The organism is Kosakonia sp. 1610, from assembly GCF_050435845.1.
Classification (GTDB): Bacteria; Pseudomonadota; Gammaproteobacteria; order Enterobacterales; family Enterobacteriaceae; genus Kosakonia; species Kosakonia cowanii.
The window spans coordinates 216,044-239,937 of record NZ_JBNDKZ010000003.1 but is presented as its reverse complement, the minus strand read 5'-3'; the positions used below and the strand labels follow the sequence as shown (position 1 = coordinate 239,937).

26 protein-coding genes are annotated in these 23,894 nt (G+C 57.3%); 12 read left to right on the top strand and 14 right to left on the bottom strand.

What is annotated here, in order from left to right:
- Nucleotides 1–2: 2 nt before the first annotated feature.
- Genes ABIC80_RS11805 through ABIC80_RS11790 form a run of 4 tightly spaced genes read right to left on the bottom strand, consistent with a single transcriptional unit; the run spans nt 3 to nt 3,848 of the window.
- On the bottom strand, nt 3–953 hold the full coding sequence (locus ABIC80_RS11805; RefSeq protein ID WP_429177271.1) for an iron-siderophore ABC transporter substrate-binding protein: 951 nt from the start codon (nt 951–953) through the stop codon (nt 3–5).
- 14 nt (nt 954–967) lie between these two features.
- On the bottom strand, nt 968–2,020 hold the full coding sequence (locus tag ABIC80_RS11800; protein ID WP_429177268.1) for a FecCD family ABC transporter permease: 1,053 nt from the start codon (nt 2,018–2,020) through the stop codon (nt 968–970).
- On the bottom strand, nt 2,017–3,024 hold the full coding sequence (locus ABIC80_RS11795) for a FecCD family ABC transporter permease (protein WP_429177266.1): 1,008 nt from the start codon (nt 3,022–3,024) through the stop codon (nt 2,017–2,019). The genes ABIC80_RS11800 and ABIC80_RS11795 overlap by 4 nt, the downstream gene beginning before the upstream one ends.
- Nucleotides 3,021–3,848, bottom strand: coding sequence for an ABC transporter ATP-binding protein (locus ABIC80_RS11790; protein ID WP_263753329.1), 828 nt, complete (start codon nt 3,846–3,848; stop codon nt 3,021–3,023). Before ABIC80_RS11790 ends, ABIC80_RS11795 begins: the two co-directional genes overlap by 4 nt.
- Before the next feature lie 438 nt (nt 3,849–4,286).
- Here ABIC80_RS11790 and ABIC80_RS11785 point away from each other — a divergent pair, with 438 nt between their 5' ends.
- The 7 genes from ABIC80_RS11785 to ABIC80_RS11755 all read left to right on the top strand — a co-directional run bounded on the left by ABIC80_RS11785 (nt 4,287) and on the right by ABIC80_RS11755 (nt 12,014).
- Nucleotides 4,287–6,431, top strand: coding sequence for a TonB-dependent siderophore receptor (locus tag ABIC80_RS11785; protein WP_429177263.1), 2,145 nt, complete (start codon nt 4,287–4,289; stop codon nt 6,429–6,431).
- Nucleotides 6,432–6,680: 249 nt separating this feature from the next.
- Nucleotides 6,681–7,553 (top strand): carbohydrate ABC transporter permease, encoded by an 873-nt coding sequence (locus ABIC80_RS11780; protein ID WP_076768957.1) that lies wholly within the window; start codon nt 6,681–6,683, stop codon nt 7,551–7,553.
- On the top strand, nt 7,543–8,430 hold the full coding sequence (locus ABIC80_RS11775; RefSeq protein ID WP_429177260.1) for a carbohydrate ABC transporter permease: 888 nt from the start codon (nt 7,543–7,545) through the stop codon (nt 8,428–8,430). Before ABIC80_RS11780 ends, ABIC80_RS11775 begins: the two co-directional genes overlap by 11 nt.
- Nucleotides 8,431–8,441: 11 nt before the next feature.
- On the top strand, nt 8,442–9,266 hold the full coding sequence (locus ABIC80_RS11770) for a phosphodiesterase (protein ID WP_429177257.1): 825 nt from the start codon (nt 8,442–8,444) through the stop codon (nt 9,264–9,266).
- Between the two features lie 4 nt (nt 9,267–9,270).
- On the top strand, nt 9,271–10,344 hold the full coding sequence (locus ABIC80_RS11765) for an ABC transporter ATP-binding protein (protein WP_413311765.1): 1,074 nt from the start codon (nt 9,271–9,273) through the stop codon (nt 10,342–10,344).
- Nucleotides 10,337–11,647: an ABC transporter substrate-binding protein gene (locus ABIC80_RS11760; RefSeq protein ID WP_288874633.1), complete on the top strand. Its 1,311-nt coding sequence runs from the start codon at nt 10,337–10,339 to the stop codon at nt 11,645–11,647. The genes ABIC80_RS11765 and ABIC80_RS11760 overlap by 8 nt, the downstream gene beginning before the upstream one ends.
- Nucleotides 11,648–11,738: 91 nt before the next feature.
- Nucleotides 11,739–12,014: a hypothetical protein gene (locus ABIC80_RS11755; RefSeq protein ID WP_263753334.1), complete on the top strand. Its 276-nt coding sequence runs from the start codon at nt 11,739–11,741 to the stop codon at nt 12,012–12,014.
- Between the two features lie 19 nt (nt 12,015–12,033).
- On the opposite strand, the gene ABIC80_RS11750 is transcribed toward ABIC80_RS11755, so the two are convergent.
- Complete coding sequence (locus tag ABIC80_RS11750; RefSeq protein ID WP_429177255.1) at nt 12,034–12,498, bottom strand: hypothetical protein; 465 nt, start codon at nt 12,496–12,498, stop codon at nt 12,034–12,036.
- 41 nt (nt 12,499–12,539) lie between these two features.
- A complete protein-coding gene (locus ABIC80_RS11745) occupies nt 12,540–13,577 on the bottom strand; it encodes a hypothetical protein (RefSeq protein ID WP_429177252.1) in 1,038 nt (345 codons plus the stop codon).
- 147 nt (nt 13,578–13,724) lie between these two features.
- Between ABIC80_RS11745 and ABIC80_RS11740 the strand changes: the two genes are divergently transcribed.
- Nucleotides 13,725–14,456: a hypothetical protein gene (locus ABIC80_RS11740; RefSeq protein ID WP_312606269.1), complete on the top strand. Its 732-nt coding sequence runs from the start codon at nt 13,725–13,727 to the stop codon at nt 14,454–14,456.
- On the top strand, nt 14,456–15,085 hold the full coding sequence (locus tag ABIC80_RS11735) for a hypothetical protein (protein ID WP_429177250.1): 630 nt from the start codon (nt 14,456–14,458) through the stop codon (nt 15,083–15,085). Before ABIC80_RS11740 ends, ABIC80_RS11735 begins: the two co-directional genes overlap by 1 nt.
- Here the strand turns inward: ABIC80_RS11735 and ABIC80_RS11730 are convergent.
- From ABIC80_RS11730 to ABIC80_RS11695, 8 genes are all read right to left on the bottom strand, one after another.
- Nucleotides 15,033–16,172 (bottom strand): MFS transporter, encoded by a 1,140-nt coding sequence (locus ABIC80_RS11730; protein WP_429177247.1) that lies wholly within the window; start codon nt 16,170–16,172, stop codon nt 15,033–15,035. The two genes, ABIC80_RS11735 and ABIC80_RS11730, sit on opposite strands and share 53 nt — an antisense overlap.
- Nucleotides 16,169–16,690 (bottom strand): TetR/AcrR family transcriptional regulator, encoded by a 522-nt coding sequence (locus ABIC80_RS11725; protein ID WP_094419251.1) that lies wholly within the window; start codon nt 16,688–16,690, stop codon nt 16,169–16,171. The genes ABIC80_RS11730 and ABIC80_RS11725 overlap by 4 nt, the downstream gene beginning before the upstream one ends.
- Nucleotides 16,691–16,752: 62 nt before the next feature.
- Complete coding sequence (locus ABIC80_RS11720) at nt 16,753–17,154, bottom strand: putative T6SS immunity periplasmic lipoprotein (protein ID WP_312277859.1); 402 nt, start codon at nt 17,152–17,154, stop codon at nt 16,753–16,755.
- A gap of 35 nt (nt 17,155–17,189) precedes the next feature.
- Nucleotides 17,190–17,540, bottom strand: a complete 351-nt coding sequence (locus tag ABIC80_RS11715; RefSeq protein ID WP_429177244.1) for a putative T6SS immunity periplasmic lipoprotein — start codon at nt 17,538–17,540, stop codon at nt 17,190–17,192.
- 101 nt (nt 17,541–17,641) lie between these two features.
- Nucleotides 17,642–18,040, bottom strand: a complete 399-nt coding sequence (locus ABIC80_RS11710) for a putative T6SS immunity periplasmic lipoprotein (protein WP_263753343.1) — start codon at nt 18,038–18,040, stop codon at nt 17,642–17,644.
- A 5-nt stretch (nt 18,041–18,045) separates the two neighbouring features.
- Nucleotides 18,046–18,585, bottom strand: coding sequence for a type IV secretion protein Rhs (locus ABIC80_RS11705; RefSeq protein WP_263754772.1), 540 nt, complete (start codon nt 18,583–18,585; stop codon nt 18,046–18,048).
- Between the two features lie 157 nt (nt 18,586–18,742).
- On the bottom strand, nt 18,743–19,171 hold the full coding sequence (locus ABIC80_RS11700) for a type VI secretion system amidase immunity protein Tai4 (protein ID WP_263753344.1): 429 nt from the start codon (nt 19,169–19,171) through the stop codon (nt 18,743–18,745).
- Nucleotides 19,172–19,278: 107 nt separating this feature from the next.
- Nucleotides 19,279–20,817: a methyl-accepting chemotaxis protein gene (locus ABIC80_RS11695; protein WP_042713931.1), complete on the bottom strand. Its 1,539-nt coding sequence runs from the start codon at nt 20,815–20,817 to the stop codon at nt 19,279–19,281.
- Between the two features lie 269 nt (nt 20,818–21,086).
- Here ABIC80_RS11695 and ABIC80_RS11690 point away from each other — a divergent pair, with 269 nt between their 5' ends.
- Genes ABIC80_RS11690 through ABIC80_RS11680 form a run of 3 tightly spaced genes read left to right on the top strand, consistent with a single transcriptional unit; the run spans nt 21,087 to nt 23,880 of the window.
- Nucleotides 21,087–22,085, top strand: a complete 999-nt coding sequence (locus ABIC80_RS11690; RefSeq protein ID WP_305206938.1) for an ABC transporter substrate-binding protein — start codon at nt 21,087–21,089, stop codon at nt 22,083–22,085.
- Nucleotides 22,085–23,119, top strand: a complete 1,035-nt coding sequence (locus ABIC80_RS11685) for a FecCD family ABC transporter permease (RefSeq protein ID WP_094420563.1) — start codon at nt 22,085–22,087, stop codon at nt 23,117–23,119. Before ABIC80_RS11690 ends, ABIC80_RS11685 begins: the two co-directional genes overlap by 1 nt.
- Nucleotides 23,119–23,880 (top strand): ABC transporter ATP-binding protein, encoded by a 762-nt coding sequence (locus ABIC80_RS11680; protein ID WP_042713938.1) that lies wholly within the window; start codon nt 23,119–23,121, stop codon nt 23,878–23,880. The genes ABIC80_RS11685 and ABIC80_RS11680 overlap by 1 nt, the downstream gene beginning before the upstream one ends.
- Nucleotides 23,881–23,894: the final 14 nt, after the last annotated feature.

Genomic DNA, 23,894 nt, shown 5'->3' with positions numbered 1-23,894 from the left:
GTTCATTTCCCTTGTTGCGGCAGCGGTCGCCCGGCAATCTGCGACTGCACCTGCGCCACCATCAGGCTTAACGAGGCAAAGGAGTTTGAGATTGCCTCTTCCCTAGAAATCAGTACATAGCGCCCGTTGTGACAGGCGGTGAGGAAATCGCACCAGCCGGGCATCACCGCGTTCATGGCGGCCATCTCATCCTGCCGCGTGCCGCCGGTATCGCCGCGCCATGTTGCAAAGACAAAGTCCGCATCCAGCTCCGGTAGCCGCTCGGCGCTGACATCAATCCGCCCGCCTTCAGGGATGCTGTCGATAAGCGGCGGGAAGCGAAAACCGGCATCCCGCAGCACGCGGCCCAGCGAATGATAGCTGTGTAACACATTGATTTTGCCGTTGTTGGCCTGGATAACCGACACCGTTATCTTGCGGGTATCAATGGTCTTTTTCAGCGCCGCAATCTGCTCCTGATAGCGCCGCATCAGGATCGCCAGCCGCGCCTGCGTGCCGGTCAGCTGCGCCAGCTTGCGGTAGATCTCCGGCGCGCCGCCCTGCAGATGATCAATGCTCACGGTTGGGGCGATCTTCTCCAGTTGCTCTACCGGCGTATTACGGCTGGGCTCGGTAATGATCAAATCGGGCTTCGCCGCAGCAACCGCTTCCATATCGATATCGGCGGAGCCAATAAAGCGGATGTCAGAGTTATCAAAGTCGACGCCGGTTAACAGTGCGCCGGAGCGTAACACGTGGCGCCCATCCGCCTGCGTGCGCCCGTGGCTGGCGACCGGCGGTACGCCAAGCTCAATCAGCGGAATGGTGATATCGAGATCGTGCAGCGAGACAATGCGTTTCGGGTGCTGCAGCACCTTGACCACGCGCCCTAAATCGTCGGTGAAACTCTGCACAGGTTCTGCGGCAGCGGCGGCGAAACCGGCCAGCAGCAGCAGGGAGAAGAGAAAGCGCATAGAACTCCTTAAGGTTATAAGCGATCGCGCCGCTGCCAGAGCAACAGCAGGAAAAAGGGGCCGCCCACCAGCGCAATCACAATCCCGGCGGGAAGTTGCAGCGGCGCAAACGCCAGCCGCCCAATCGTATCGGCGGCGAGCACCAGCAACCCACCGAGCACTGCGCTGCCCCAGAGCAGCGCGCGCTCACCGCCGCGCAGCAGAAAGCGCGCCATATGCGGGGCAATCAGCCCGACAAAGCCGAGGCTGCCGACGCAAGAGACGCTGGCGGCGGTCAGCAACACCGGCGCGAACACGCGTAAGCCGTTAAGCAGCATCAGCCGCACGCCGAGACCCGTTGCCGCCTGATTGCCAAGCTGCGCGACATCCGCCGCCCGGGCGGTGAGCAGCAAAATAAGCGCCGCAGGCAGCGCCCAGCAGAGCGCCACGCCGAGCAGCGGCCAGCTGGCGGCCTGTAAACTGCCCGCCAGCCACAGCATCGCGGTCTGTACGTCGCGCACGTCAGCGGTGGTCATAAAGAGGCCGATACCGGCGGCGAAAGTCCAGGAGAGGCCAATACCCAGCAGCACAAAGCGCGGTCGGGAGACATCCCGCGCCAGCGCGATCACCAGGCCTGCGGCAAGCAAGCCGCCCGCCATTCCCGCCAGCGGGCGCCAGATAATGCTCACCGCCGGAAAGCTGAACACCAGCGTTAACACCGCAACGCTGGCTCCCTCTTTCACGCCAATTAAGCCCGGATCCGCCAGCCCGTTGCGCGTCATAGATTGCATCGCCGCGCCCGCCATGCCGAGCATCGCTCCGCAGAGCAGCGCCATGCAGAGCCGCGGCAGGCGCAGATCCCACACCACATAGTGCTGCTCGCCGCTGAGCATCTGTGGCATAAACAGCGCCCGCGCCAGGCTTGATGTCGGCACGGGCAGCGATCCGCGCGAAACGCCGAACAGTAGCAGCCCCAGCGCCAGCAGCAGCAGGCCGCTCAGCCACAGCAGCGCGCGCGGGCGGAGCAGGCGGGAGAAGCCGCCGATCCGAAGCGCACGCAGCCCGGCGCGATGCAGTTGGTGGCTCATTTGAAGAACCTCGCCGCCAGCAGCATAAACAGCGGCGCGCCGACCAGCGCAGTCATCACCCCGGTCGCCAGCTCCTGCGGCGACAGCAGCGTTCGCGCGGCGATATCCGCCAGCAGCAACAGCGCCGCGCCGCCGAGCGCCGAGAGTGGGATCACCACGCGCAGATCGCTCCCCGCCAGGCGGCGCACCATATGCGGCACCACCAGCCCGACAAACCCGACCGGCCCGGCAATGGCCACCGCCGCGCCGCACAGCAGCGCAATGGCGAATAAAGAGAGCAGGCGAATTCGCGTCAGCGAAACACCAAGGCCGCGCGCCAGCGTATCGCCGAGCGCCAGCATATTCAGTGCCGGTGCCAGCCCAATCGCCAGCGCCAAGCCAGCGGTGGCAGCCATCGCCGCAGGGGTGATCTGCCCCCAGCTCAGCCCGGCAAGATCGCCCGCCAGCCAGGTGCGCATGCTCAGCAGGGTCTGCTCATCAAGGATCAGGATCGCGGCGGTGATTGACGAGGCAAAGGCCGACAGCGCCACGCCGCAGAGCGTCACCTTCATCGGCGTGAAGCCAGCGCGCCCGGCCGAACAGAGCAGCATTACCAGGGAAAATAGGATCGCCGCGCCAGTGGCGGCAATCAGCGGTCGGCTGATGGCGACATCGCCCACCGTGATGCCAAGCGCGGCAGTTGCCACCACCGCCAGCGCGGCACCGGCATTCAACCCGAGGATGTGCGGCTCGCCCAGCGGGTTGCGAATAACCGACTGCAAAAGTGCTCCGGCCACGCCCAGCGCGCCGCCGGTAAAGAGCGCGGCGACGAGGCGCAGCAAGCGCAGGCTGACGATCACCCGGTGATCGAAATTGTGCAGATCAAAGGCGATCAGCGCCTCTACCACCGTCGGCGGGGCGATGTAGCGCGCGCCGAGGCCAAGGTGGGCAATGGCCGCCATTATCACTAATGCCAGCAGGCCAAGCGCGGCGATACTCCCGCGGGCAGAGTGACGAACGCTCATGCGCCGCTACCACCCGGTTTGCGAAAGGGCATAAAGAAGGGTTTGCCGGTCAATGGGTTAACTGACATCTGCACCTCGACATCAAACACGCGTTTGATCAGCTCCGGCGTGCAGGCCTCGCCTTCGTTGATCACCCCCTGCAAACGCCCCTGCTTGAGGAAGATCAGCGTGTCGGCGTAATTCACCGCGAAGTTAAGATCGTGCAGCACCACAATCACCGTGCGCCCATGATCGCGGGTTAAGGTGTGCAGCAGTTCGAGGATCTCCACCTGATAGCGAAGATCGAGGAAGGTGGTTGGTTCATCAAGCAGGATCACCGGCGTTTGCTGCGCCAGCGCCATCGCAATCCAGCAGCGCTGCCGCTGACCGCCGGAGAGGCTGTCTACAGGTTGATGGGCAAACCCGGCGGTGCCGGTCATTTCCAGCGCCTGCTGTACCGCGTTTTCATCCTCTTGCGACCACTGGCGCATAAAGCTCTGCCAGGGAAAACGCCCGCGCGCGACCAGCTCAAACACCGTCAGCCCTTCCGGCACGACCGGCGACTGCGGCAGGATGCCCAACTGGCGGGAAACAGTTTTTGTCGGCTGCTGGTGAATCGCTTTGCCATCCAGCAGCACGCTGCCGCCCAGCGGTTTCAGCATGCGGGCAATGGTGCTAAGCAGGGTGGATTTCCCGGAGCCGTTTGCGCCCACCAGCACACTCATTTTGCCGAGGGGAATGGTGAGGCTGATCTCATCGACAATTATCTGCTTGTGATAACCCGCCGACAGGCGGTCGAGCACGATACCTTGCCCGCTTTCAGGTTGTTCCACGTGTTGTGGCATGTTGACTCCTGCGCCGCAACAGCGTGGCTACCCGCGCGTGCGTTAGCATCAAATAAAAATAAATCTCATTCTCTTTTGAAATTTTGCAGTTTGCCGCTGTAGTAGTCAAGTATCCTAATCAGCTAATGCACTTACCCACTCAGGCAGATGATCGGTGCTTATCTGCAAACCGGACTTAACCATTAACTTATTTATTTTTAATAAGTTAATTAACTAAACCTACCGCGCTATCTGCCCTTCTTTGACCCTTATTTTTCTGTAGTGAATCTCTCCTGTTTTTCGTTTACTACTACGTAAGCTCATGTTTGAATGATTATCAATTACAAATCCGAAGCCGCACACTACGGTTAACGGATCGCGCTTTATCCATCAGCAATAACCATAAAAAAACGTTCACGCCTGCCGGTAACGCAGGCACGCTTCGGGAAAGAAGAAGACATGGCAGATTTAACAGGTTGTTATTTCGGGCAAAAAGGGCGCACGCGCCTCTCTGCGCTGATTTTAGGTGCGCTCGTTTCACCGCTCACGCACGCAGCAGATAACAAAGAGGGCGACACCGTAACGGTGGTGGCAGATGCCGCCGCCGATAAACCGGCCACCTCCGGGTATCAGCCGCTTAACTCCTCCACCGCCACCCTGACCTCGATGCCGCTGCTGGATATTCCGCAAGTGGTGAATACCGTTAGCGACCAGGTGCTGGAAGATCAACACGCCACCACGCTTGATGAAGCGCTCTATAACGTCAGTAACGTTGTGCAGACCAACACGCTCGGCGGCACGCAGGATGCGTTTGTGCGCCGCGGTTTTGGTGCCAACCGCGACGGATCGGTGATGACCAACGGCCTGCGCACCGTGGTGCCGCGCAGTTTTAACGCCGATGTCTCACGGGTGGAAGTGCTGAAAGGCCCGGCTTCAACGCTGTATGGCATTCTCGATCCCGGCGGGCTTATCAACGTGGTGACCAAACGCCCGGAAACCACTTTTGGCGGCTCTGTTTCCGCCACCTCCAGCAGTTTTGGCGGCGGCACCGGTGAGTTTGACGTTACCGGCCCGATCGAAGGCACGCGGCTGGCCTGGCGCCTGATCGGCGAATACCAGAACGAAGATTACTGGCGTAATTTCGGCAAGCAGAAAAGCACCTTTATCGCCCCTTCGCTGAGCTGGTTTGGCGATAACGCGACGATCAACGTGCTTTACTCCCATCGTGATTATCAGATGCCGTTCGATCGCGGCACGATCTTCGATCTTGCGACCAAACAGCCGGTCAATGTCGACCGTAAAACCCGCTTTGATGAGCCGTTTAATATTACTGACGGTGAATCTGACATCGCGCAGCTCAACGCTGAATACCGCTTTAACAGCCAGTGGACCGGAAAGCTGGAGTATGGTTTCAGCCAGGATAAATACAGCGATAACCAGTCGCGGGTGATGGCCTATAACGCCGCAACCGGTGGGCTGACGCGCCGGGTGGATGCCACGCAGGGATCGACCCAGCGCATGCACACCACGCGCGCCGATCTGCAGGGCAACGTAACCCTCGGCGGCTTTTATAACGAGATCCTTACCGGCGTCGCGTATGAAAATTACGATCTGCTGCGCACCGATATGATCCGCTGTAAAAACGTGAAGGATTTCAACATCTACAACCCGAGCTACGGTCGTGCCAGCAAGTGCACAACCGTCTCGGCCTCTGACAGCGATCAGCGCATCCAGCAAGAGAGCTACTCGGCGTATGCGCAGGATGCGCTCTATCTGACGGACAACTGGATCGCCGTCGCCGGGATGCGCTACCAGTATTACACCCAGTATGCGGGCAAAGGGCGTCCGTTTAAGGTCAACACCGACAGTAGCGATGAGCAGTGGACGCCAAAATTTGGCCTCGTTTATAAACTCACGCCGTCGATCTCGCTGTTCGGTAACGTGGCGAAAGCCTTTATGCCGCAGTCGTCAATCGCCAGCTATATCGGCGACCTGCCGCCAGAAACATCGACTTCCTATGAAGTGGGTGCCAAATTTGACCTGTTCGACGGTGTTACCGCCAATATCACGGCGTTTGATATTCACAAACGCAACGTGCTGTATAACGAAATCATCGGCGATGAGACGGTAGCGAAAACCGCCGGGCGCGTGCGCTCCCAGGGTGTTGAGATGGATCTGGCAGGTGCGCTGACGCCGAATATGAATGTGATTGCCAGCTACAGCTATACCGCAGCGAAAGTGCTGGAAGATCCGGACTACGCTGGTAAACCGCTGCCGAACGTGCCGCGTCACACCGGTTCGCTGTTCCTGACCTATGATATTCACAATGTTTATGCCGGTAATACGCTGACCCTTGGCGGCGGCGGGCACGGCGTCAGCCGCCGCTCGGCCACCAACGGCGCGGATTATTACCTGCCGGGCTATGTCGTCGCGGACGCCTTTGCCGCTTACAAAATGCAGCTGCGCTACCCGGTGACGCTGCAACTGAACCTGAAAAACCTGTTTGATAAGACCTATTACACCTCATCGATGGGCACCAATAATTTGGGTAACCAGATTGGCGATCCGCGTGAAGTGCAGTTCACGGTGAAGATGGATTTTTAAGGTTTAACCGGTAACCCTTCTGCATTGCCCGATGGCGCTTCGCTTATCGGGCCTACAAAACCATCATCGCTGCGCTTATCGGCCTACGTGTAAGCCTCGCTTTTCGTAGGCCGGGTAAGGCGCAGCCGCCACCCGGCACCTTCCCCATCCCTCCGCTTCATTAAACAGTCACCTGCACGCCATGCTTTTGCAGCATTGGTTTCACACAATGCCCGCTTTCGAAACCCGTGACGTTTTTTTCAGGCAACTATGAAAAAGTACTGGCTTCCCTGGCTTATCCTCTCGCCGTCGCTGCTCTTCCTGGCGCTGTTCACCTACTTTCCCCTGCTGCGCTCGGTCTACGACAGCCTGTTCGATACGCGCATGGCGAGCGACAACCCGCCCTTTGTCGGCGCGGCTAACTTTACGCGCCTGCTGGAAGACAGCGTCTTCTGGCAATCGCTGCTCAATAACCTGCTCTATATCCTGCTGACGGTGATCCCGGGGGTCACACTGGCGCTGCTGCTGGCCGTCGCGCTGTGGGAAAACCACCGCGTCAACCGCTGGCTGCGCACCGCTTTTTTCTTCCCGATGATTATCCCGATGGTCAGCGCCGCCGCGCTGTGGCTGTTTATCTTTATGCCCGGCCTCGGCATGCTCGATCACTACCTGGCCACCCTTTTTGGCCCGATGAATAACAACTGGCTCGGTCGCAGCAACAGCGCGCTGTTTGCGCTGGCGCTGATTGGCGTATGGAAATTTGCTGGCTACTACATGCTCTTCTTTCTCGCCGGCTTGCAGGGCATTCCCGCTTCCACGCGCGAAGCGGCGGTGATGGAGGGCGCAACGCCAACCCAGGTTTTCTTCAAGGTCACGCTGCCGCTGCTGCGCCCGACCCTGAGCTTTGTGCTCACCACGGCGTTAATCTACTCCGTAACGCAGATCGATCACGTTGCGGTGATGACCCACGGCGGGCCGGACAACGCCACCACCGTGCTGCTCTACTACATCCAGAATCTCGCCTGGGAGACGCACGATCTCGGTAAAGCGTCGGCGGCCACCTTTTTAACGCTGGTCGGCCTGTTCATCTTTTCGCTGGTTAACCTGAAATTACTGGAAAGAGGAGCGCACTATGAGCGTTGAGATCTCGCCTGCCCTCAATTCGACGGCTGCCGTAGCCCGCCCGCGCTGGCTGCGTCTACGTCACTCCCGTTCGTTTACCCTCGCGCTGCTGATGAGCTGCCTGGCGCTGCTGTGGGTCAGCCCGTTTATCTGGATGCTGTCGTCCGCTTTCAGCACCACCACCTTCGGCGAAGAGATGGCCTCAATTCTGCCGCGCTTCCCGCTGACGCTGGATAACTTCCGCGAGGCGTGGCAAAGCGCCGACTGGCTGAGCCTCTATGGCAACACGCTGATTTTCGCCTTCGGCACCTTCTTCGTGCAGCTTTTTACCATTACGACCGCCGGGTATGTCTTCGCCTGCCATGAGTTTCGCGGCAAGCAGACGCTGTTCGTCCTCTTTCTGGTGCAGCTGATGATCATGCCGGTGGTGATGATGATCCCCAATATGCTGACGCTGAAAACCTTCGGCCTGCTCAACACCTTAACCGGCGTGATGATGCCCTACTTCACTTCGGCGTTTGGCGTGTTCCTGATGCGCCAGGCCTTTCTCGCTATCCCGAAAGAGATCGAAGAGGCGGCGCTGATGGAGGGCTGCCGCTGGTGGCAGGTGTTGTTCCGCGTGATGTTGCCCATGTCGTGGCCGTCGCTGCTCGCCTTCGCCACCGTCAGCATTACCTATCACTGGAACGAGTATTTATGGCCGCTAATGATGCTCAACGATCCCGATAAGCAGGTGCTGACGGTCGGGCTGGTCTCCTTCGCCATGGGCGCGGAGTCCGGCGGGCAGTGGGGGGTGATCAGCGCCGGCACGCTGATGGTCTGCCTGCCGCTGATGGTCGCCTTTATCGCGTTCCAGAAACAGTTTCTTCGAAGCTTTGGCTTCTCCGGCATTAAATAAGGAGTGCAGTGATGTTTTTAGCGCAAATTTCCGACACCCACTTTCGCAGCCAGCATCAGAAGCTGTACGGGTTTATTGACGTCAATGCCGGTAACGCCGATGTGGTGTGCCAGCTAAACGCCCTGCGCGAGCGCCCGGATGCGGTGGTCATCAGCGGCGATATCGTCAACTGCGGCCAGCCTGAAGAGTACCGCGTGGCGCGCCAGGTGCTCGGCAGCCTCGATTACCCGCTGTTTATTATTCCCGGCAATCACGACGACAAAGCGCACTTTCTTGAGTATATGCACCCGCTCTGCCCGCAGCTGGGCAGCGATCCGCACAATATGCGTTACGCGATTGATGAGTTCCCCACCCGTCTGCTGTTTATTGACTCCAGCCTCGCCGGGGAGTCAAAAGGCTGGCTAACGCCGGAGACGCTGAACTGGCTGGAAGCGCAGCTTACGCAGAGTAATGATCGGCCTACCGCTCTGTTTATGCACCACCCGCCGCTGCCGCTCGGCAATGCGCAGATGGATCGCATCGCCTGCGAAAATGGCCACCTGCTGTTGAATCTGATTGAGCGTTTCCCGGCGCTGACGCGCATCTTCTGCGGCCATAACCACAGCCTGACCATGACCCAGTATCGCCAGGCGACGATTGCCACCATTCCCGCCACCGTGCACCAGGTGCCGTACTGCCACGAAGATACCCGCCCCTATTACGACATGTCGCCGCCCGCCTGCCTGATGCACCGCCAGATTGGCGAGCAGTGGGTCAGCTATCTGCATTCACTTTCTCACTACCCCGGCCCGTGGCTCTACAACCCGCAGATCAGCTGCCCGGTGGATGAGCGCTAAAACCATGTTAAGACTCAATCAGGTAAGTAAAAGCTTTGAGGGCAACGCGGCGCTGAACGCGGTCTCGCTGGAGATTGCCGACGGCGAATTTGTGGTGCTGGTCGGGCCCTCCGGCTGCGGCAAAAGCACACTGCTGCGGTTGATCGCCGGCTTAGAGAGCGTCAGCAGCGGGGAGATCTGGCTCGATAATCAGCAGATCACCACCCTTTCGCCGCGCGATCGCAACTTTGCGATGATCTTCCAGAACTACGCCCTCTTCCCGCATCTTTCCGTGCGCGACAACATCACCTTCGGCATGAAGGTGCGCAATGAGGAGCGAGCAAGCTGGCAGCCGCGTCTGGAGCGCGTGGCGCAAATGCTGGAACTCGATACGCTGCTGGAGAGAAAACCGGCGAAGCTCTCCGGCGGCCAGCGTCAGCGCGTGGCGATGGCGCGCGCCATCGTACGCAACCCGAAGCTCTTTTTAATGGATGAACCGCTCTCCAACCTCGATGCCCGCCTGCGCAGCGACGTGCGCGACAGCATTATGGCGATGCACCAGCAGTTACAGATAAGCACCATCTACGTTACCCACGATCAGACCGAAGCGATGTCGATGGCCGACCGCATCGTGGTGATGAATGGCGGGCATGTGCAGCAGGTGGGCCGCCCGGAAGAGCTTTATGCGCACCCGGTGAACCTGTTTGTCGCTGGCTTTATCGGCTCACCGGCGATGAACCTGCAACGGCTGCCCTGCGCCGGGGGCGATGTGCTACTGGGCGAGCAGCGCCTGCCGTTGCCGGCTCACGCCCGCCATTATGATGAGGTATGGCTCGGCATTCGCCCGGAACATATCACCGATGTGCCAGAAGCAGGCCATCTGATGCTGCCTGCCACCGTCACCCAGCGCGAACTGATGGGCGCCGATTACCAGCTCCATGTCACCACGCCCATCGGCAACCTGCGCTACATCCGCCGTCACCGGGGCGATGTTCCCAACAAAGGGGATACGCTCAGCGTCGGTTTTTCACCGTTTGATTGCCACCTTTTTGCTGCCGATACGCAGCGTAATTTACACCAGGAGAGAGACCATGCATAAGCTAATGCGAGCGCTTACTTACGGTATAACCCTTGCGATAAGCGCCACTGCGGCGGCGCAGGAGAAGATCGACTTTATGTTCCCGGCACCAGTCGACGGCAAGCTGACGATGGAGATGACGCGCATCATCAAAGCCTTCAACGACTCGCAAAAAGAGGTTGAGGTGCGCGGCATTTTTACCGGCAACTATGACACCACCAAAATGAAAGCCGAGTCCGCGCAGAAGGCGGGCCAGCCGCCTGCGCTGGTGATTATGTCCGCCAACTTCACCACCGATCTGGCGTTAAAAGATGAAATCCTGCCGATGGATGAGCTGTTTAAATATGGCGATAAAAAAGCGGGCGATTTCCTGCAAAGCGCTTTCTGGCCGGCGATGCAGAAGAATGCGCAGGTGATGGGCGTGACTTATGCCATCCCGTTCCACAACTCGACGCCAATCCTCTACTACAACAAAACGCTGTTTGCGCAGGCGGGCATTACGCAGCCGCCGCAGGACTGGAAAACGCTGCTGGAGGATGCGAAAAAGCTGACGGATCAGAGCAAAGGCCAGTGGGGCATTATGCTCCCTTCGACCAATGACGATTACGGCGGCTGGATCTTCTCCTCGCTAGTACGCGCCAACGGCGGCAACTACTTCAATGAGAACTTCCCGGGCGAGGTCTATTACAACGCGCCGACCACCATTGGCGCGCTGCGCTTCTGGCAGGATCTGATCTACAAAGAGAAAGTGATGCCCTCCGGCGTGCTGAACTCAAAACAGATCAGCGCCGCCTTCTTCTCCGGCAAGGTGGGGATGACGATGCTGAGCACCGGCGCGCTTGGCTTTATGCGTGAAAACAGCAAAGGGTTTGAGCTGGGCGTGGCGATGATGCCTGCCCAGTTGCAGCGCGCGGTGCCGATTGGCGGCGCCAGCCTGGTGAGCTTTAAAGGCATCTCAGACGCGCAGAAAAAAGCGGCTTATACGTTTATGACCTATCTCATTAGCCCCGAGGTGAACGGCGCATGGAGCCGCTTTACCGGCTACTTCTCGCCGCTGAAAGCGACCTACGACACGCCGGAGATGAAGGCTTACCTCAAGCAGGATCCCCGCGCAGCGATTGCGCTGGAGCAGTTACAGTATGCGCACCCGTGGTACTCCACTTATGAAACCGTCGCCGTGCGCAAAGCGATGGAGAACCAGCTCGCCGCGGTAGTGAACGATGAGAAAGTGACACCAGAAGCCGCGGCTGCCGCCGCACAAAAAGAGGCGGATACGCTGATGAAGCCCTACGTCGATAAAACGGCGCTACAGCCGGTGAAATAAGGGATTTACAGGCCCGCAGGGAAGCGGGATGGGTTTGCTTACTGGCTGAAAAAGTTCATGATGAGCCAATTCTGTCTTTAGGAGAAGGCACATGATTGACGAAAAAACCGCACTCGCCTCGGCGAAAGCCTGGGCGAATGAAAATTTCGAAAACGGCTGGGATGAGGCCTACCACGTGGCTTCGCTCGTTGAAAGTGACAACAAGCGGTACTGGGAAATCAGTACCAATATCGCGCCACCTCTGGACGCGCCCTTCAATGAGCAATTTTTACCCTCGCCGTTTAAATACTACGTCGATCCGGAAACAGGAGAGTGCATCGGCTACAGAGGCCATCGGGATAAACATATTTGTAAGCGCAGACGATAGCGCCTCCAGTAAGCACTCACTAACGTAGCAGTATCATGCTTAGCGTCGCCTCGCGGGTTTGCGCATCGTAATAGAGTGAAAAGGTATCTGCTGCGGGGTTGCCGGGTTTTCGCCACTCTTCTGCACGGGTTATCGGATGCGGATCGCGCTCATAGCCGAGGGTTTGAATGTACTGCCGCAGCGCCTCGATACTCTCTTTGCTGGCATTCTCAAAAATTATGCTGTTGATGGAGGGATAACCGTCACCATTATGAAATTCCAGATGATACGTCGTGGTGATACGCGGAGCCTGCGCAATCGCCTTTTCAGTCAACGTGTTGTAATCCCAAAGATTACGCTCGGTGTAGACCGTCGTTTCCCCCAGCCCGGAGAGCATCAGCCAGAGCAGAAAGAAGAGCACCAGCGCGAGGGAAACCACCAACAGGCTGCCCCACTTCACTATGCGGAAGATTAACGCGGTGGCTGCGTGGGGCTTTTGCATCATTACTTTTTATCCTGCACCGTAGTTTGACGCTCCAGTCTTACCTACTCTTCGCGCGCCATAATCTTCCCGATAAACGCATCAAGCTGATGGCGTTGCAGATAGGTTTTCACCTGACGCTCCCAGCCGGAGCCATCGCCAAGCACCGCGCGGCTGTGCGTCGGGGCATAGAGATAACGCGTGTCGTAGAGGTTCATCAGTGACTGGTTCATCGCATCGATATTGGCCGGGGTTTTCTTGCTCTTCTCCTGCTGGATAGCCAGCGAATGCAGGACTTTTTCCCGCGACGCTTCATCGGGCGTCCACGACTGCTCACTCAGTTCGCTCAGCACCAGAAACTGCGGCTGATACTCTTCTGCCAGCGCGGCCTGTAACCGGTCATGGCCGTCGAGGATGACGAACGACGCCAGCCCGGCGATATACCACACCAGAATCGGCGGCAGCGCGTTTTCGCGGCACTTCTTGCGCCACCACTTCACGCGGCCGGACCCGGCATCGACCGGATAGCGGCTGAGCAGCAGATGACCGCCCCACCACCAGTCAACCCACTTCACCTTCTCCGGGTTTTGCAGATCGGGAAAATCTTCACTGTAGAGCGACCAGTTCACGCCGATATAGGTGCTGTGGTCGGGCGTCTCAAAACGCCACTCATCGCGCTGCACTTTGCGGTCACAAACATAGGGCGCCTTCGGCCTGGCTGCCAGCATCGGGCGCAGCAGCCAGCGGCGCGGCGGCAACAGTGGAACGGGTGCTTCCATCAATTCACGGGCAAAGTAGCGGCACCAGTGGCTGATCCAGCTCTCTTCGCCCGCCCGTTTGGCGCTTTCTACGTCCGCCGAGCTGATGGCAGGCAGCAGCAGATCCTGGCCGGGGTGCTCGGCGTTAAACACCAGCCAGACGCCGGAGTGGTCGTTTAGCATCGTCGCCCAGAAGAGGGGTTCGCCATTGACCTGCAGCGCCATGCGGCCGTTGTTGCCGCTCTGCATCTCCATCGCCTGGCCGTTGCCTTCGCGCACCACCAGCTCCAGCCCCTGCCAGCGATCCTGACGGTCGAGCAGATCTTTCCACCAGTACTCACTCATCCTCTTCTCCTTACGACGTGACCCGCAGAGTGTAAGGCAAAGTTGCCGCAGGGATAACTACCAGAATGTCTTAAACCATGGCTGAGATTAAAGAAAAGGGATCGCCTGCCGTTTATTACCTCTCATTACTTTGTGAAAGGAACCACAATGTTACATGCCATTTTGAACAGCAAAGCGCGGCGCGTGGATGTGAGCGATAAGGCCGCGCAAAGCTGGCGGTCGGTATTTCAAAACTATGAAGATCTCTTAACCGCCGCTTTCTGGGCGCGAATAAGCTACCTCTCACAAGAAGCCATACAGGCTTTACTCTCCTCCCTGCTCGCAACCGATACTGGCCCGTGGGGAAAATTTGAATCCCTTACGTTCTGGCCCAAATATCCCTTTCCTGATGTGCTGGATAGCGCTGTCGCGCCGTGGATCAATGAAAAGGACAAGTATGCCGAGCCCGATGTAGTCCTGACCTTCGAACACGCCACGCTGATGGTGGAAGTCAAACCGCCAGAAGGTGGTCAGCAGTACCAACAGCAGTGGTGTAAAGAGATCTATGCGTGGAAAAACAGTGAAGAGGCCCAGCAGGCGCTGCATTTTCTGGCGATCGGCAACTTACCGAAGCACGCTAACGCTCTGTTTTGCGATTTGAAGCGTCTCTTTGATGGCGTGTCGTTTTACGGCTTAGAGTGGCGCGAGGTTCGCGCCAAAATGGAACACCCTGCCAGCGGCTGGCCGACAGAGCAGGATCAACGCATTGTCGCCGATTGCCTGCGCGCCCTTGAGCTATATGGCATCCGCGCGCCGTTGTTGCCGTGGCAGCCCTTTCTTTCGTCTCTTCATCACGCCGACCTGTCGGCTGGCTTCCCCTCTTCACAAGGAAAATCCTGATGTCCGATCCCTTTAGCGTCGTGCGCCAGGCGCACCGGATTTGTGCGGCCTACTATCAGCAGATGCTGCCGCTCATCAATGAAACCGCCTATCGCCTTGGGGCAGAGTTTTTTCGCCGCGATCACTGGAGCTTCAGCCCACCGCCGCAGCGTAACAGCAACCCTTTTACCTGCTGGGAGTGGGATTTCCTGCCGCTGATGGATGCCGCCTTCGTTTTCGCTCACCAGCAGACCGCCAGCAAAATGGGGAGCGAGGATTTCGTTGTTGATTTCCGCCTGGTAACGGACAGCGATCTGGCCTGGGAGCAGCGCAACAAGCAGTATGGCGAAGATGAAAAACCGCTCGCCAGCGCATTGAAAACAGCACCAGAAAATGCAAAAAGCTTGCTTGAAATCTACCTCTTCGCCGCCTGTAAAAACGGAACCTACGATTCCCCTTACACGCTGTGGAACAGCTATCGCGGTTATCCAAAAACTGACGGTACGGTCAGCCTTGCAGAGGGTGAACCCATCAAAGCGATCGGTTTCCGGGTGCAGCTTCATGAGCTAGCGCATGACGGTAGCGTTGACGCGCTTGTTAAACGCATCGAGGCTCACCTGGCAATACTGCGGGCGGATAAAACAGCATAATGCCCGCCAGCAGCGTAAAGGCGATCAGCGCTGGTGCAGCGCCGATCTGCGCGTAAAGCACGCCGAAAAGCATCGATCCGGCAACCTGCCCGGCAGCGAGCATAAAAAAGACCACGCCGACGCCGGATGCAGGCCTCTCTGGCGTGGCCTGCGCACCGCCGACCAGCAGCACGCCGGAAAGCGTAATGTAACCCGCCCCACAGAGCGCCACCGCCGGAAACAGCCAGCCGCTAAAGGTATGGCTGAAGGCAATTAGCATCAGCGGAGCGGCCATAAACAGTAGCGACAGGCGGTAAACCTGCCCCATGCCGATGAGGCGCGCAAGCGGCCCGGTAAGGACCCCGAGCATCCCCGCTGCACCGCATACCAGCCACAGCAGGCTTATCAGCGTATTCGCGACTTTCGCATGCTGGCGCAGCACCTCGGGGCCAAAACTCCACCACGCCGCGCTCGCCATACCGCTGATAAAGGCGACGATCGCAAGGCGCACCAGCGGACGAGTAAACAGCCCCCTCTGAGCGGATGGCTCAACCTGCTTCACCGCACCCGACGGCAGATAGCGCCACACCGGCAGCAAGGTCAGCAGCGCAATCGCCGCGAACAGCACGCAGGCGTAGCGCCAGGGCAGAACAAGCAGCAGCGGCACAGAGAGGATAATTCCTGCGCCCGTACCGGCATTGATGATGGTGTTAACCTGCGTCTGGCGCTGCGCGGTGACAGCCTGGCTAACCGCCGCCGCCAGCGACGGTGAAGAGAGCCCGGCGCTGAAACCGGCAATCAGCAGCCCTGCTGCCAGCAATAGGGGCGAGGAAGCAGCGGCAAGCAGCAGCAAACCGGCCGCGGCACAGAGAGCGGAGATCACGCCTACCAACCTTGCGCCATAGCGCGTGCAGAGCCGGGATGCCACCGAGACCGACAGGCAGTAGGCGGCGAAACTGCAAGCAGAAAGCACGCCCGCCAGACGCGGGCTGAATGGCACCTCTTGCGAGACCGCGGGCAGCATCAATCCCCACGAGAAACGCGCCAGCCCGTAAGAGACGGCAATCAACAGAAAGCCGGTAACGGCGAGCGGGAGGGAGTTTTTCATGGCGTCTCCTGGTGGGCAATAAGCAGTGCCGCCGCATCACCGGCGCGCTGCGCGGCCTGCGCACCGACGATCAATGCCGAGGTGATAGCGCCTTCAAACAGCATCCATATCGCATCTGCCAGCGCGGCGTCGTGTACGCAGTCGGTGATGTAAGCGCGCAGCTGATAGCGAAAATCGAGCGCCAGCGCCGAGAGGCGAACACTCTCCTGCGCATACTCGCCCCAGGCTTTCAGAAAGAAGCAGCCGCCGGTGCCATGTGCCTCCATCCAGTCGCCGAGCACGGTGAAGAGCGTGTGAATGGCGAGCGGATCGTCAGGCGCTCGCAGGTCAGCAAAAAACCGCTGCTGACGCGCCTGCATCACCGCCTCGGTAAGCTGCTCGCGCGACGGAAAATAGCGATAAAGCGTGCGTGTGGAGACGCCCGCTTCGCGGCAGATGCGGTCGGTGCTGGTGGCGTGAAAGCCGTTGTCATAGAAGAGCCGCTCGGCGGCCTCGATGATATCTTTTCGTTTTTGCATAGTTAAAAAGTAAACCGATCGTTTTACTTCTGCAAAAAAACGGGGAGATTTTTTTACGATGTTTAGCGAGTGGAATCATCTGTCAGTGAGATACGCCCCGTGCTGTCAGTTGAAAGAGTGAATTTTGCGCTGATGAGATAGGCATCCCCCTTGAGCGGCACTACGTTCCAGTACAAAGCATATTTTTCCCCTGCCCTGAATGGAGTACCAAACATGGGTAGACAATCACCCGCAGCAATATAACGCGGCTTTTCCGGGAAGAGTTCAAAACGCTTTCCTTCACCAGCACCAGTACTGAAAATCTCAGCCGAGACCATCTTTTCGCCGGGTTTCATGATCGAGACTGCGCAAACTTCATGATTCATCAAAAATAGATTTGTCGGCGCTTCTCGTGTCATTTTGTCAAGAAAACCGATGCAGCCAGATAGGGTACATACTGCTACTATTAGCAAACTTTTTCTCATACTCCTTCTCTCTAATAAAAAATGCGGTATTAGTTTCAGTCGTTCGAAAGCATGAATTCTGCAATGATCATATACATCCCATCTGCGGTATGAATATCCCAGGCCACGGTATATTCGTTGCCATATTTAAAGGTGGCACCAAATAGCGGTAAACAGTGACCGTGGGGAACAGAGAGGGGTTTATCGTTAAACTGAAGAAAAACAGGTTCATCTTTACTGCTGTAGATCTCTACTGCGGTCAACTTTTCACCCGATTTCATGATTGATAATGCGCAAACGCTACTGCCTTTTAAAATGACCGTTGTGGCAGTGCGCGGTGTAAATCTGTCGCCAGGCCCAGGACAACCGGTAAGCAAAAAAGGCATTAATAACATTACTTTTTTCATTAATTTTATTCACCGCAGGAATAGCACCTCATAAAGAGAGGAAATGTAATACATGGTTCACCGCCCCGTTATTTCCCGTTACAGGAGAAATATCACTGGCTCTAATCAGGCGCACCGCTATTGAGCGATAAAAGGCGCCCATCAGGATCAATTGTCACTGTAAATTTAGCGGAGATGAGTTGAAGATCGCCTTTAACGGGAAGGATGTGCCAATAAAAATAATAGGCATCCCCCGTTTTAAAGGTTGTGCCGAATAACGGCAAACACTCCCCGAGAGGAACATACAGCGGTTTTGCCGGAAATGTCTCAATTTTCTTTTCGCCGTCATGACTATAGATTTCCACCGCGATCATTTTCTCACCGGGCTTCATAAGAGATACGGCACAAACTCTATTGTTCTTGATGTTAACTGCAGTTTCGGTGCTTCCTACTGCCTTATCGTAGAAACCAATACAACCTGTTAACAAAAAAAGTATTACTACACATGAAAGCTTTGACATAGGGATTATCTTCTTCCTGTCACAATTCGACGATAAAGGGATGGTATATCGCATAATGCTTCTTTACCTCGATATTTTCCGGGTTTATTTTCGCCCTGTAATGTAAGCCACGTATTTATACCATAAATAAGTAATACCCAGTAGTCGGCCAGGATAGAGGCTTGCTGCTCAAGGGAGTAATCTATAATTTTCTCTTTATCAAGTTGATAAAAGTAATCTGCAGCCCAGCTGAATAGTCCTCGCGTTCGAACCCATTGACCATGCTGATGCTGCCAGACATGACCCATTTCATGCATGAAGGTGTGCTTGCTCGTCATATTCACAGTTGAATGGGAAAAGTCATGATGATATAGCTCTTTCCTGTACCAAATCTCCCCATTCGGCGCCATAACATAATCCGGATGCTGCAGCCCAAACGGGAAGTAGCTGTCGCAGTGGATCCAGACGCGGCTATATACAATCGCATCGCCGTAAAATTGACGTGCCATGGCAATTTCACCGAGCGTCATCAGACGCAATGTTCCCTCTCTACGTCCTGTAGTCATCATTTATTCCCTCTCACAAATCACAGCGCAGGATTATCAACAAATCTCGTCACCGCTGCGCAGGGGGAATAAGCAGAAAACAAAAATTCAGATTATTTTTTATAAGGACGCGTTACAGGGGTAATTAAATTACCCCTTCGCGCTAATTGCCGGAATCTTATTTACCGCGCTTTGCTGAAGCATGATCCTGCGCCCAACTGCGCTCGGGATGCGGCACAAAATCTTTGACCTGTTTTGCAAGCTCTGCGCTGTGATACATGTCGATGCATTTCATCAGATTGAGTTTTACATCGCTGCCCTGATGGGAGTGATACTCTCCTGCAAGATAGCGGTCGGCCAGTTCGCCCATCTTCCCGGCGCCCTTTTCGGCATCATACTCACTCCAGTTATCAAAACCGCCAGCGCTGGCTGATGCGTCTTTACCGGCAGCGGGTTCACTGGCGTACGCTTTCGCTACACAGAGCGCCAGTGCGGCATCTTTGTAATTCTGTGCATAGGTGCGGCTTGCGGCGTCAGGTTGAGGCGCAGCGCTTACCCCGGCGCTCAACAGTAAGCTGGCGATTAACCCGCGAGAAAACCCTTTCATCAATAACTCCAGACAAAACAGTGGTTGTGCAGCAGAGCGTAAAGCAAAGCCCATAAAAAAAGCCAGCCACATAACATGGCTGGCCTCAAGTTAACGGCTTCGCCTGATTAACTGAGCTTAAACACCGCCACCGCCTCTTCCAGCAGCTGAGACTGCTCTTTCAGCGAGTAGGCTGCGGCAGAGGCTTCTTCAACCAGCGCGGCGTTCTGCTGGGTCACGGTATCCATCTGCGCCACCGCGAGGTTGATCTGATCGATCCCACGACTCTGCTCACCGGTGGAGAGCGCGATTTCCGACATCAGTTCGGAAACCTGCTTCACCGAGTTGATAATACGCTGCATGCTCTCGCCTGCGCTGGTAACGCGATCGCTGCCCACCAGCACCTGACGACCGGAGAGCTCAATAAGCTCTTTGATCTCTTTCGCCGCCACGGAGGAGCGCTGCGCGAGGTTACGCACTTCGGTTGCCACCACCGCAAAACCGCGACCCTGCTCGCCTGCGCGCGCTGCTTCAACGGCGGCGTTAAGCGCCAGGATGTTGGTCTGGAAAGCAATATCTTCAATGATGCCGATAATGGTGCCGATCTTGCCGGAGCTGGTTTCGATCTCTTTCATCGACACCACGGCTTCTTCAACAATCGCATTCCCCTCTTGCGCCGCGCTGCGCATATTCCCCGCCAGGCTGTTGGCCTGCTGGGTGTTTTCAGAGGTGTGTTTCACGGTTGAGGTCAGCTCTTCCATGCTGGCAGCGGTCTGCCCCAGCGAGGCGGCCTGCTCTTCGGTACGCGCCGACAGATCGGTGTTACCCGCAGCGATCTCTTCTGCGGCGTAAGCCACGCTCTGGCTGGAGTTGCGCACCTGAGAGATGATCTGCACCAGCGAGAGACGCATCTGCTCCAGCGCGCTCATCATGCCGCCGATCTCATCTTTGGAGTTGGAAACCACCGGCAGATTCAGTTCGCCCGCCGCCATTTTCTGGCAGTGCAGACGCGCGGCATCCAGCGGTGACAGCACACGACGACGCAGCAGGATAAAGATGCCCACAATGATCAGCGTAAACAGCAGTGCAAAGAGGCCGATAGTCATCATGCTGTTAACGAAGCGGCTCTGCGCCTCATTGTTCAACTGCTGGGCATACTTTTCACGGAACGCCAGCAGGTTATCAAGGGTGATCTCGAACTGACGATCCAGCTGAGGAATGGTAGTGCTGACCAGCTGGTTAAAGCGCGCGGTGTCGTTGTTTTTCGCGGCATCCATCAGCGGACGTAAGCCGTTATCAACATAGTTCTGCCAGGCCCGGCGATACGGCGTGGCAAGGGCATCTTCACCGGCAACGCGCGGCGCGGCCAGGTAGTTGTTGAACGCCGAAGAGGCTTTTTGCATCACCTCATTGGCGCTCTCAAGGGAGGCCTGGGTTTTCTGGCTATCGCCCAGCGAGGCGTTAATCATCGCCTCCATCAGGCGCACGCGCAGGGTACGGCTATGGTTAATCGGATCGATGACCGACAGCACCACGCGGATCTCTTTGTTTACGTTATCCAGCGAGTCGTTACTGCGGGTAAGCGACCAGAGGTTAGACGCGGAGCTGATAAGGAAGATAGAGAGTAACAGACCAAAAACGAGCAATGAAAAACGCCTGACTGACATAGTGATCCCTTGGGTGATAGAGCGACAAAACGATGTGGCACCGCATAAAATGCGAATTGCCTTAAAAGAGTTATCGACCAAAAGGGAGCGAAATTTAAATTAAATAATCATATTTACACTAAATATGAATCCTCAAAAATCCATTCATAAAACAAATTTGAGCCCCTCGCGCAAAGAAGATCTCGCATTCGTAATAGGATTCATTATCATTGCGAAACTATTTCGATGATCCCATAAATCACCATAATGTTAATGAAGGATAGTGTTGAATGAAGAAGGTTCTCTGTGCGCTGGGGCTGGCGCTTGCCTCATTAAGTTCTGCTTATGCCACCACATATCCCCTCATCCTTGAAAACTGCGGCTACAAAGAGACCTTCAACAAAGCCCCTGAGCACGTGGTCGCGTTAGGGCAAAACACCGCCGAGATCCTGCTGCTGCTTGGCCTGGAAGATAAAATCGCCGCCACCGCCTTCTGGCCGACCAAAGTCTTGCCGCAACTGGCGGACAAAAATGCGAAGATCAAAACCCTGACGGTTGAGATCCCCACGCTGGAGTCGGTGCTGGCGCAAACCCCGGATTTCGTTGCCGCGCAATCACCGCTGCTGCTGGGGCCAGAGAGCAAAGTGGCGAAGCGCGAAGATCTCGCCACCGTCGGCGTTAACAGCTATATGTCACCCGGCATGTGCGCCACCAAAAAGGGCACCGGCGACATGTACGGCAGCCGCCAGAAGCTGTGGGACATGACCTACCTCTACCAGGAGATCGAGGATTTCGCGAAGATCTTTAACGTTGAAGATCGCGGCCAGGCGCTGGTTGCCGACTTCAAAAAGCGCGAAGCCGATCTGCGTAAAGAGTTTGGTAAAAACAAAAAAGATCTCTCCTTCGTCTTCTGGTTCTCCAGCTCATCCCCTTCTGCTGACGCCTACGTCGGCGGCAAAAACAGCGCCTCCGGCTTTATCGCCAATGTGCTCGGCGGCCATAACGCCATCACCACCGAAACTGAGTGGCCGACCGTTGGCTGGGAGAGCATTATTGCCGCTAACCCGGATGTGATCGTCGTCTCCAGCCTCGACCGCAACCGCTGGGCGCTGGATAACGCCCAGGAGAAGATTAAGTTCCTGAAGAGCGATCCCGCCGTCAGCCAGCTTGAGGCAGTGAAAAAAGGCCATATCGTGGTGATGGATGGACAGGCGATGAACCCCACTATTCGCACCATTTATGGCGCAGAGCAGGTTGCTGAACAGCTGAGAAAGATGGGGCTTAATTGATGGCAGCGTTGCACCCAACGCGACAAACGCTGTGGTTAAGTAGTGCCGCGCTGCTTGCCGTTGTGCTGTTGGTGGTGGTGATTGCGGTAGGGGCCAGCGTCGGCGAGCTGGCGATTCCGTTACCCAGCGTTTTTTATGCGATTGGCAATAAGCTTGGGCTAACCGCCGAGCCGCTCAACCGCATCTATGAAAGCGTGATCTGGGATTTTCGCCTCAGCCGCTCGCTGGTCGCTGCCTGTTGTGGCGCCGGGCTGGCGATTTGCGGCGCGGTGCTGCAAAGCCTGCTGAAAAACGCCCTGGCCGAGCCCTATGTGCTCGGTGTCTCGGCGGGCGCCTCGACCGGTGCGGTCTCCGTGGTGGTGCTCGGTCTTGGCGCGGGTGCGGTATCGCTCTCGGCGGGCGCCTTTGCCGGTGCTTTCGCCGCCTTTGCCTTCGTGGCGTTTCTCACCAACGGCGCGCGCGGCGGCAACGAGCGCACCATCCTGGCCGGGGTGGCCGCTTCGCAGCTCTTTAACGCCGTCACGGCGTATACCATCAGCACCTCCGCCAGCGCCCAGCAGGCGCGCGACGTAATGTTCTGGCTGCTGGGCAGCTTTAGCGGCGTGCGCTGGCCGGAGTTCCAGCTGGTGCTGATCGTGGTGCTGATTGGTCTGGCGATCTGCCTCTACTACTCGCGGGCGCTGGATGCCTTCACCTTCGGTGATGATGCGGCGGCCTCGTTAGGTATCGCCGTGCCGTGGGTGCGCCTCGCGCTGTTTACCACCACGGCGCTGATCACCGCCACCATTGTCAGCATGGCTGGCTCCATCGGATTTGTCGGGCTGGTGGTGCCGCATATGATGCGCTTCTTCTTTGGGCCGCTGCACCGCAGGCTGCTGGTGGCCTGTGCGCTGGCAGGCGCGATTTTGATGGTGCTGGCGGATATCGCCTCGCGCATGCTGATTGCCCCGCAGAGCCTGCCGGTGGGCGTCGTCACCGCGCTGGTCGGCGTGCCGTTCTTCGCCTTTATTATTTACCGTTCAAGGAATCGCTAATGAGCATCGCCGCTGAAAACATCACCTGGAAGGTGGGTAAAAAAGTGATCGTCAACGATGTCTCACTGACGGTTGCGCGTGGCGAAACGGTGGGCCTGCTGGGGCCGAACGGCTCGGGGAAATCCTCCCTGCTGCGCGTGCTGGCGGGGCTGCGTCGCCCGCATAAAGGACGCGTATTGCTCGACGGGCAGAACCTTCACCGGCTGCCCAAAAAGCAGCTCGCCCGCCGGGTAGCGTTCGTTGAGCAGCACGGCATGACCGATGCCAATATGCGCGTGCGCGACGTGGTGAAACTGGGGCGTATTCCGCACCACTCCCCCTTCTCCAGCTGGAGCACGGAGGATGATGAGACCATCTCCGCGGCGCTGGCACGCGTCGACATGCTGGAGAAAAGCCAGCAGGGGTGGCTGACGCTATCGGGCGGCGAGCGGCAGCGCGTCCACATTGCCCGCGCGCTGGCGCAGATGCCGTCAGAGATCCTGCTCGACGAGCCGACCAACCACCTCGATATTCACCACCAGCTCCAGCTGATGAAGCTTATCAGCGAGCTACCGGTGACCAGCATCGTCGCCATTCACGATCTCAACCATGCGCTGATGTTTTGCGACAGCCTGATTGTGATGCAGCACGGTACTGTGGTGGCGAGCGGTACGCCGCAGGCGATCCTCACTGAAGATCTGCTGTGGGAGGTGTTTCGCGTGAAGGCGAAAATCACGCCATCGCCCTGCCATGATAAAAACCATATCCACTTCATCGCCTGACGTCAGGATTTTCG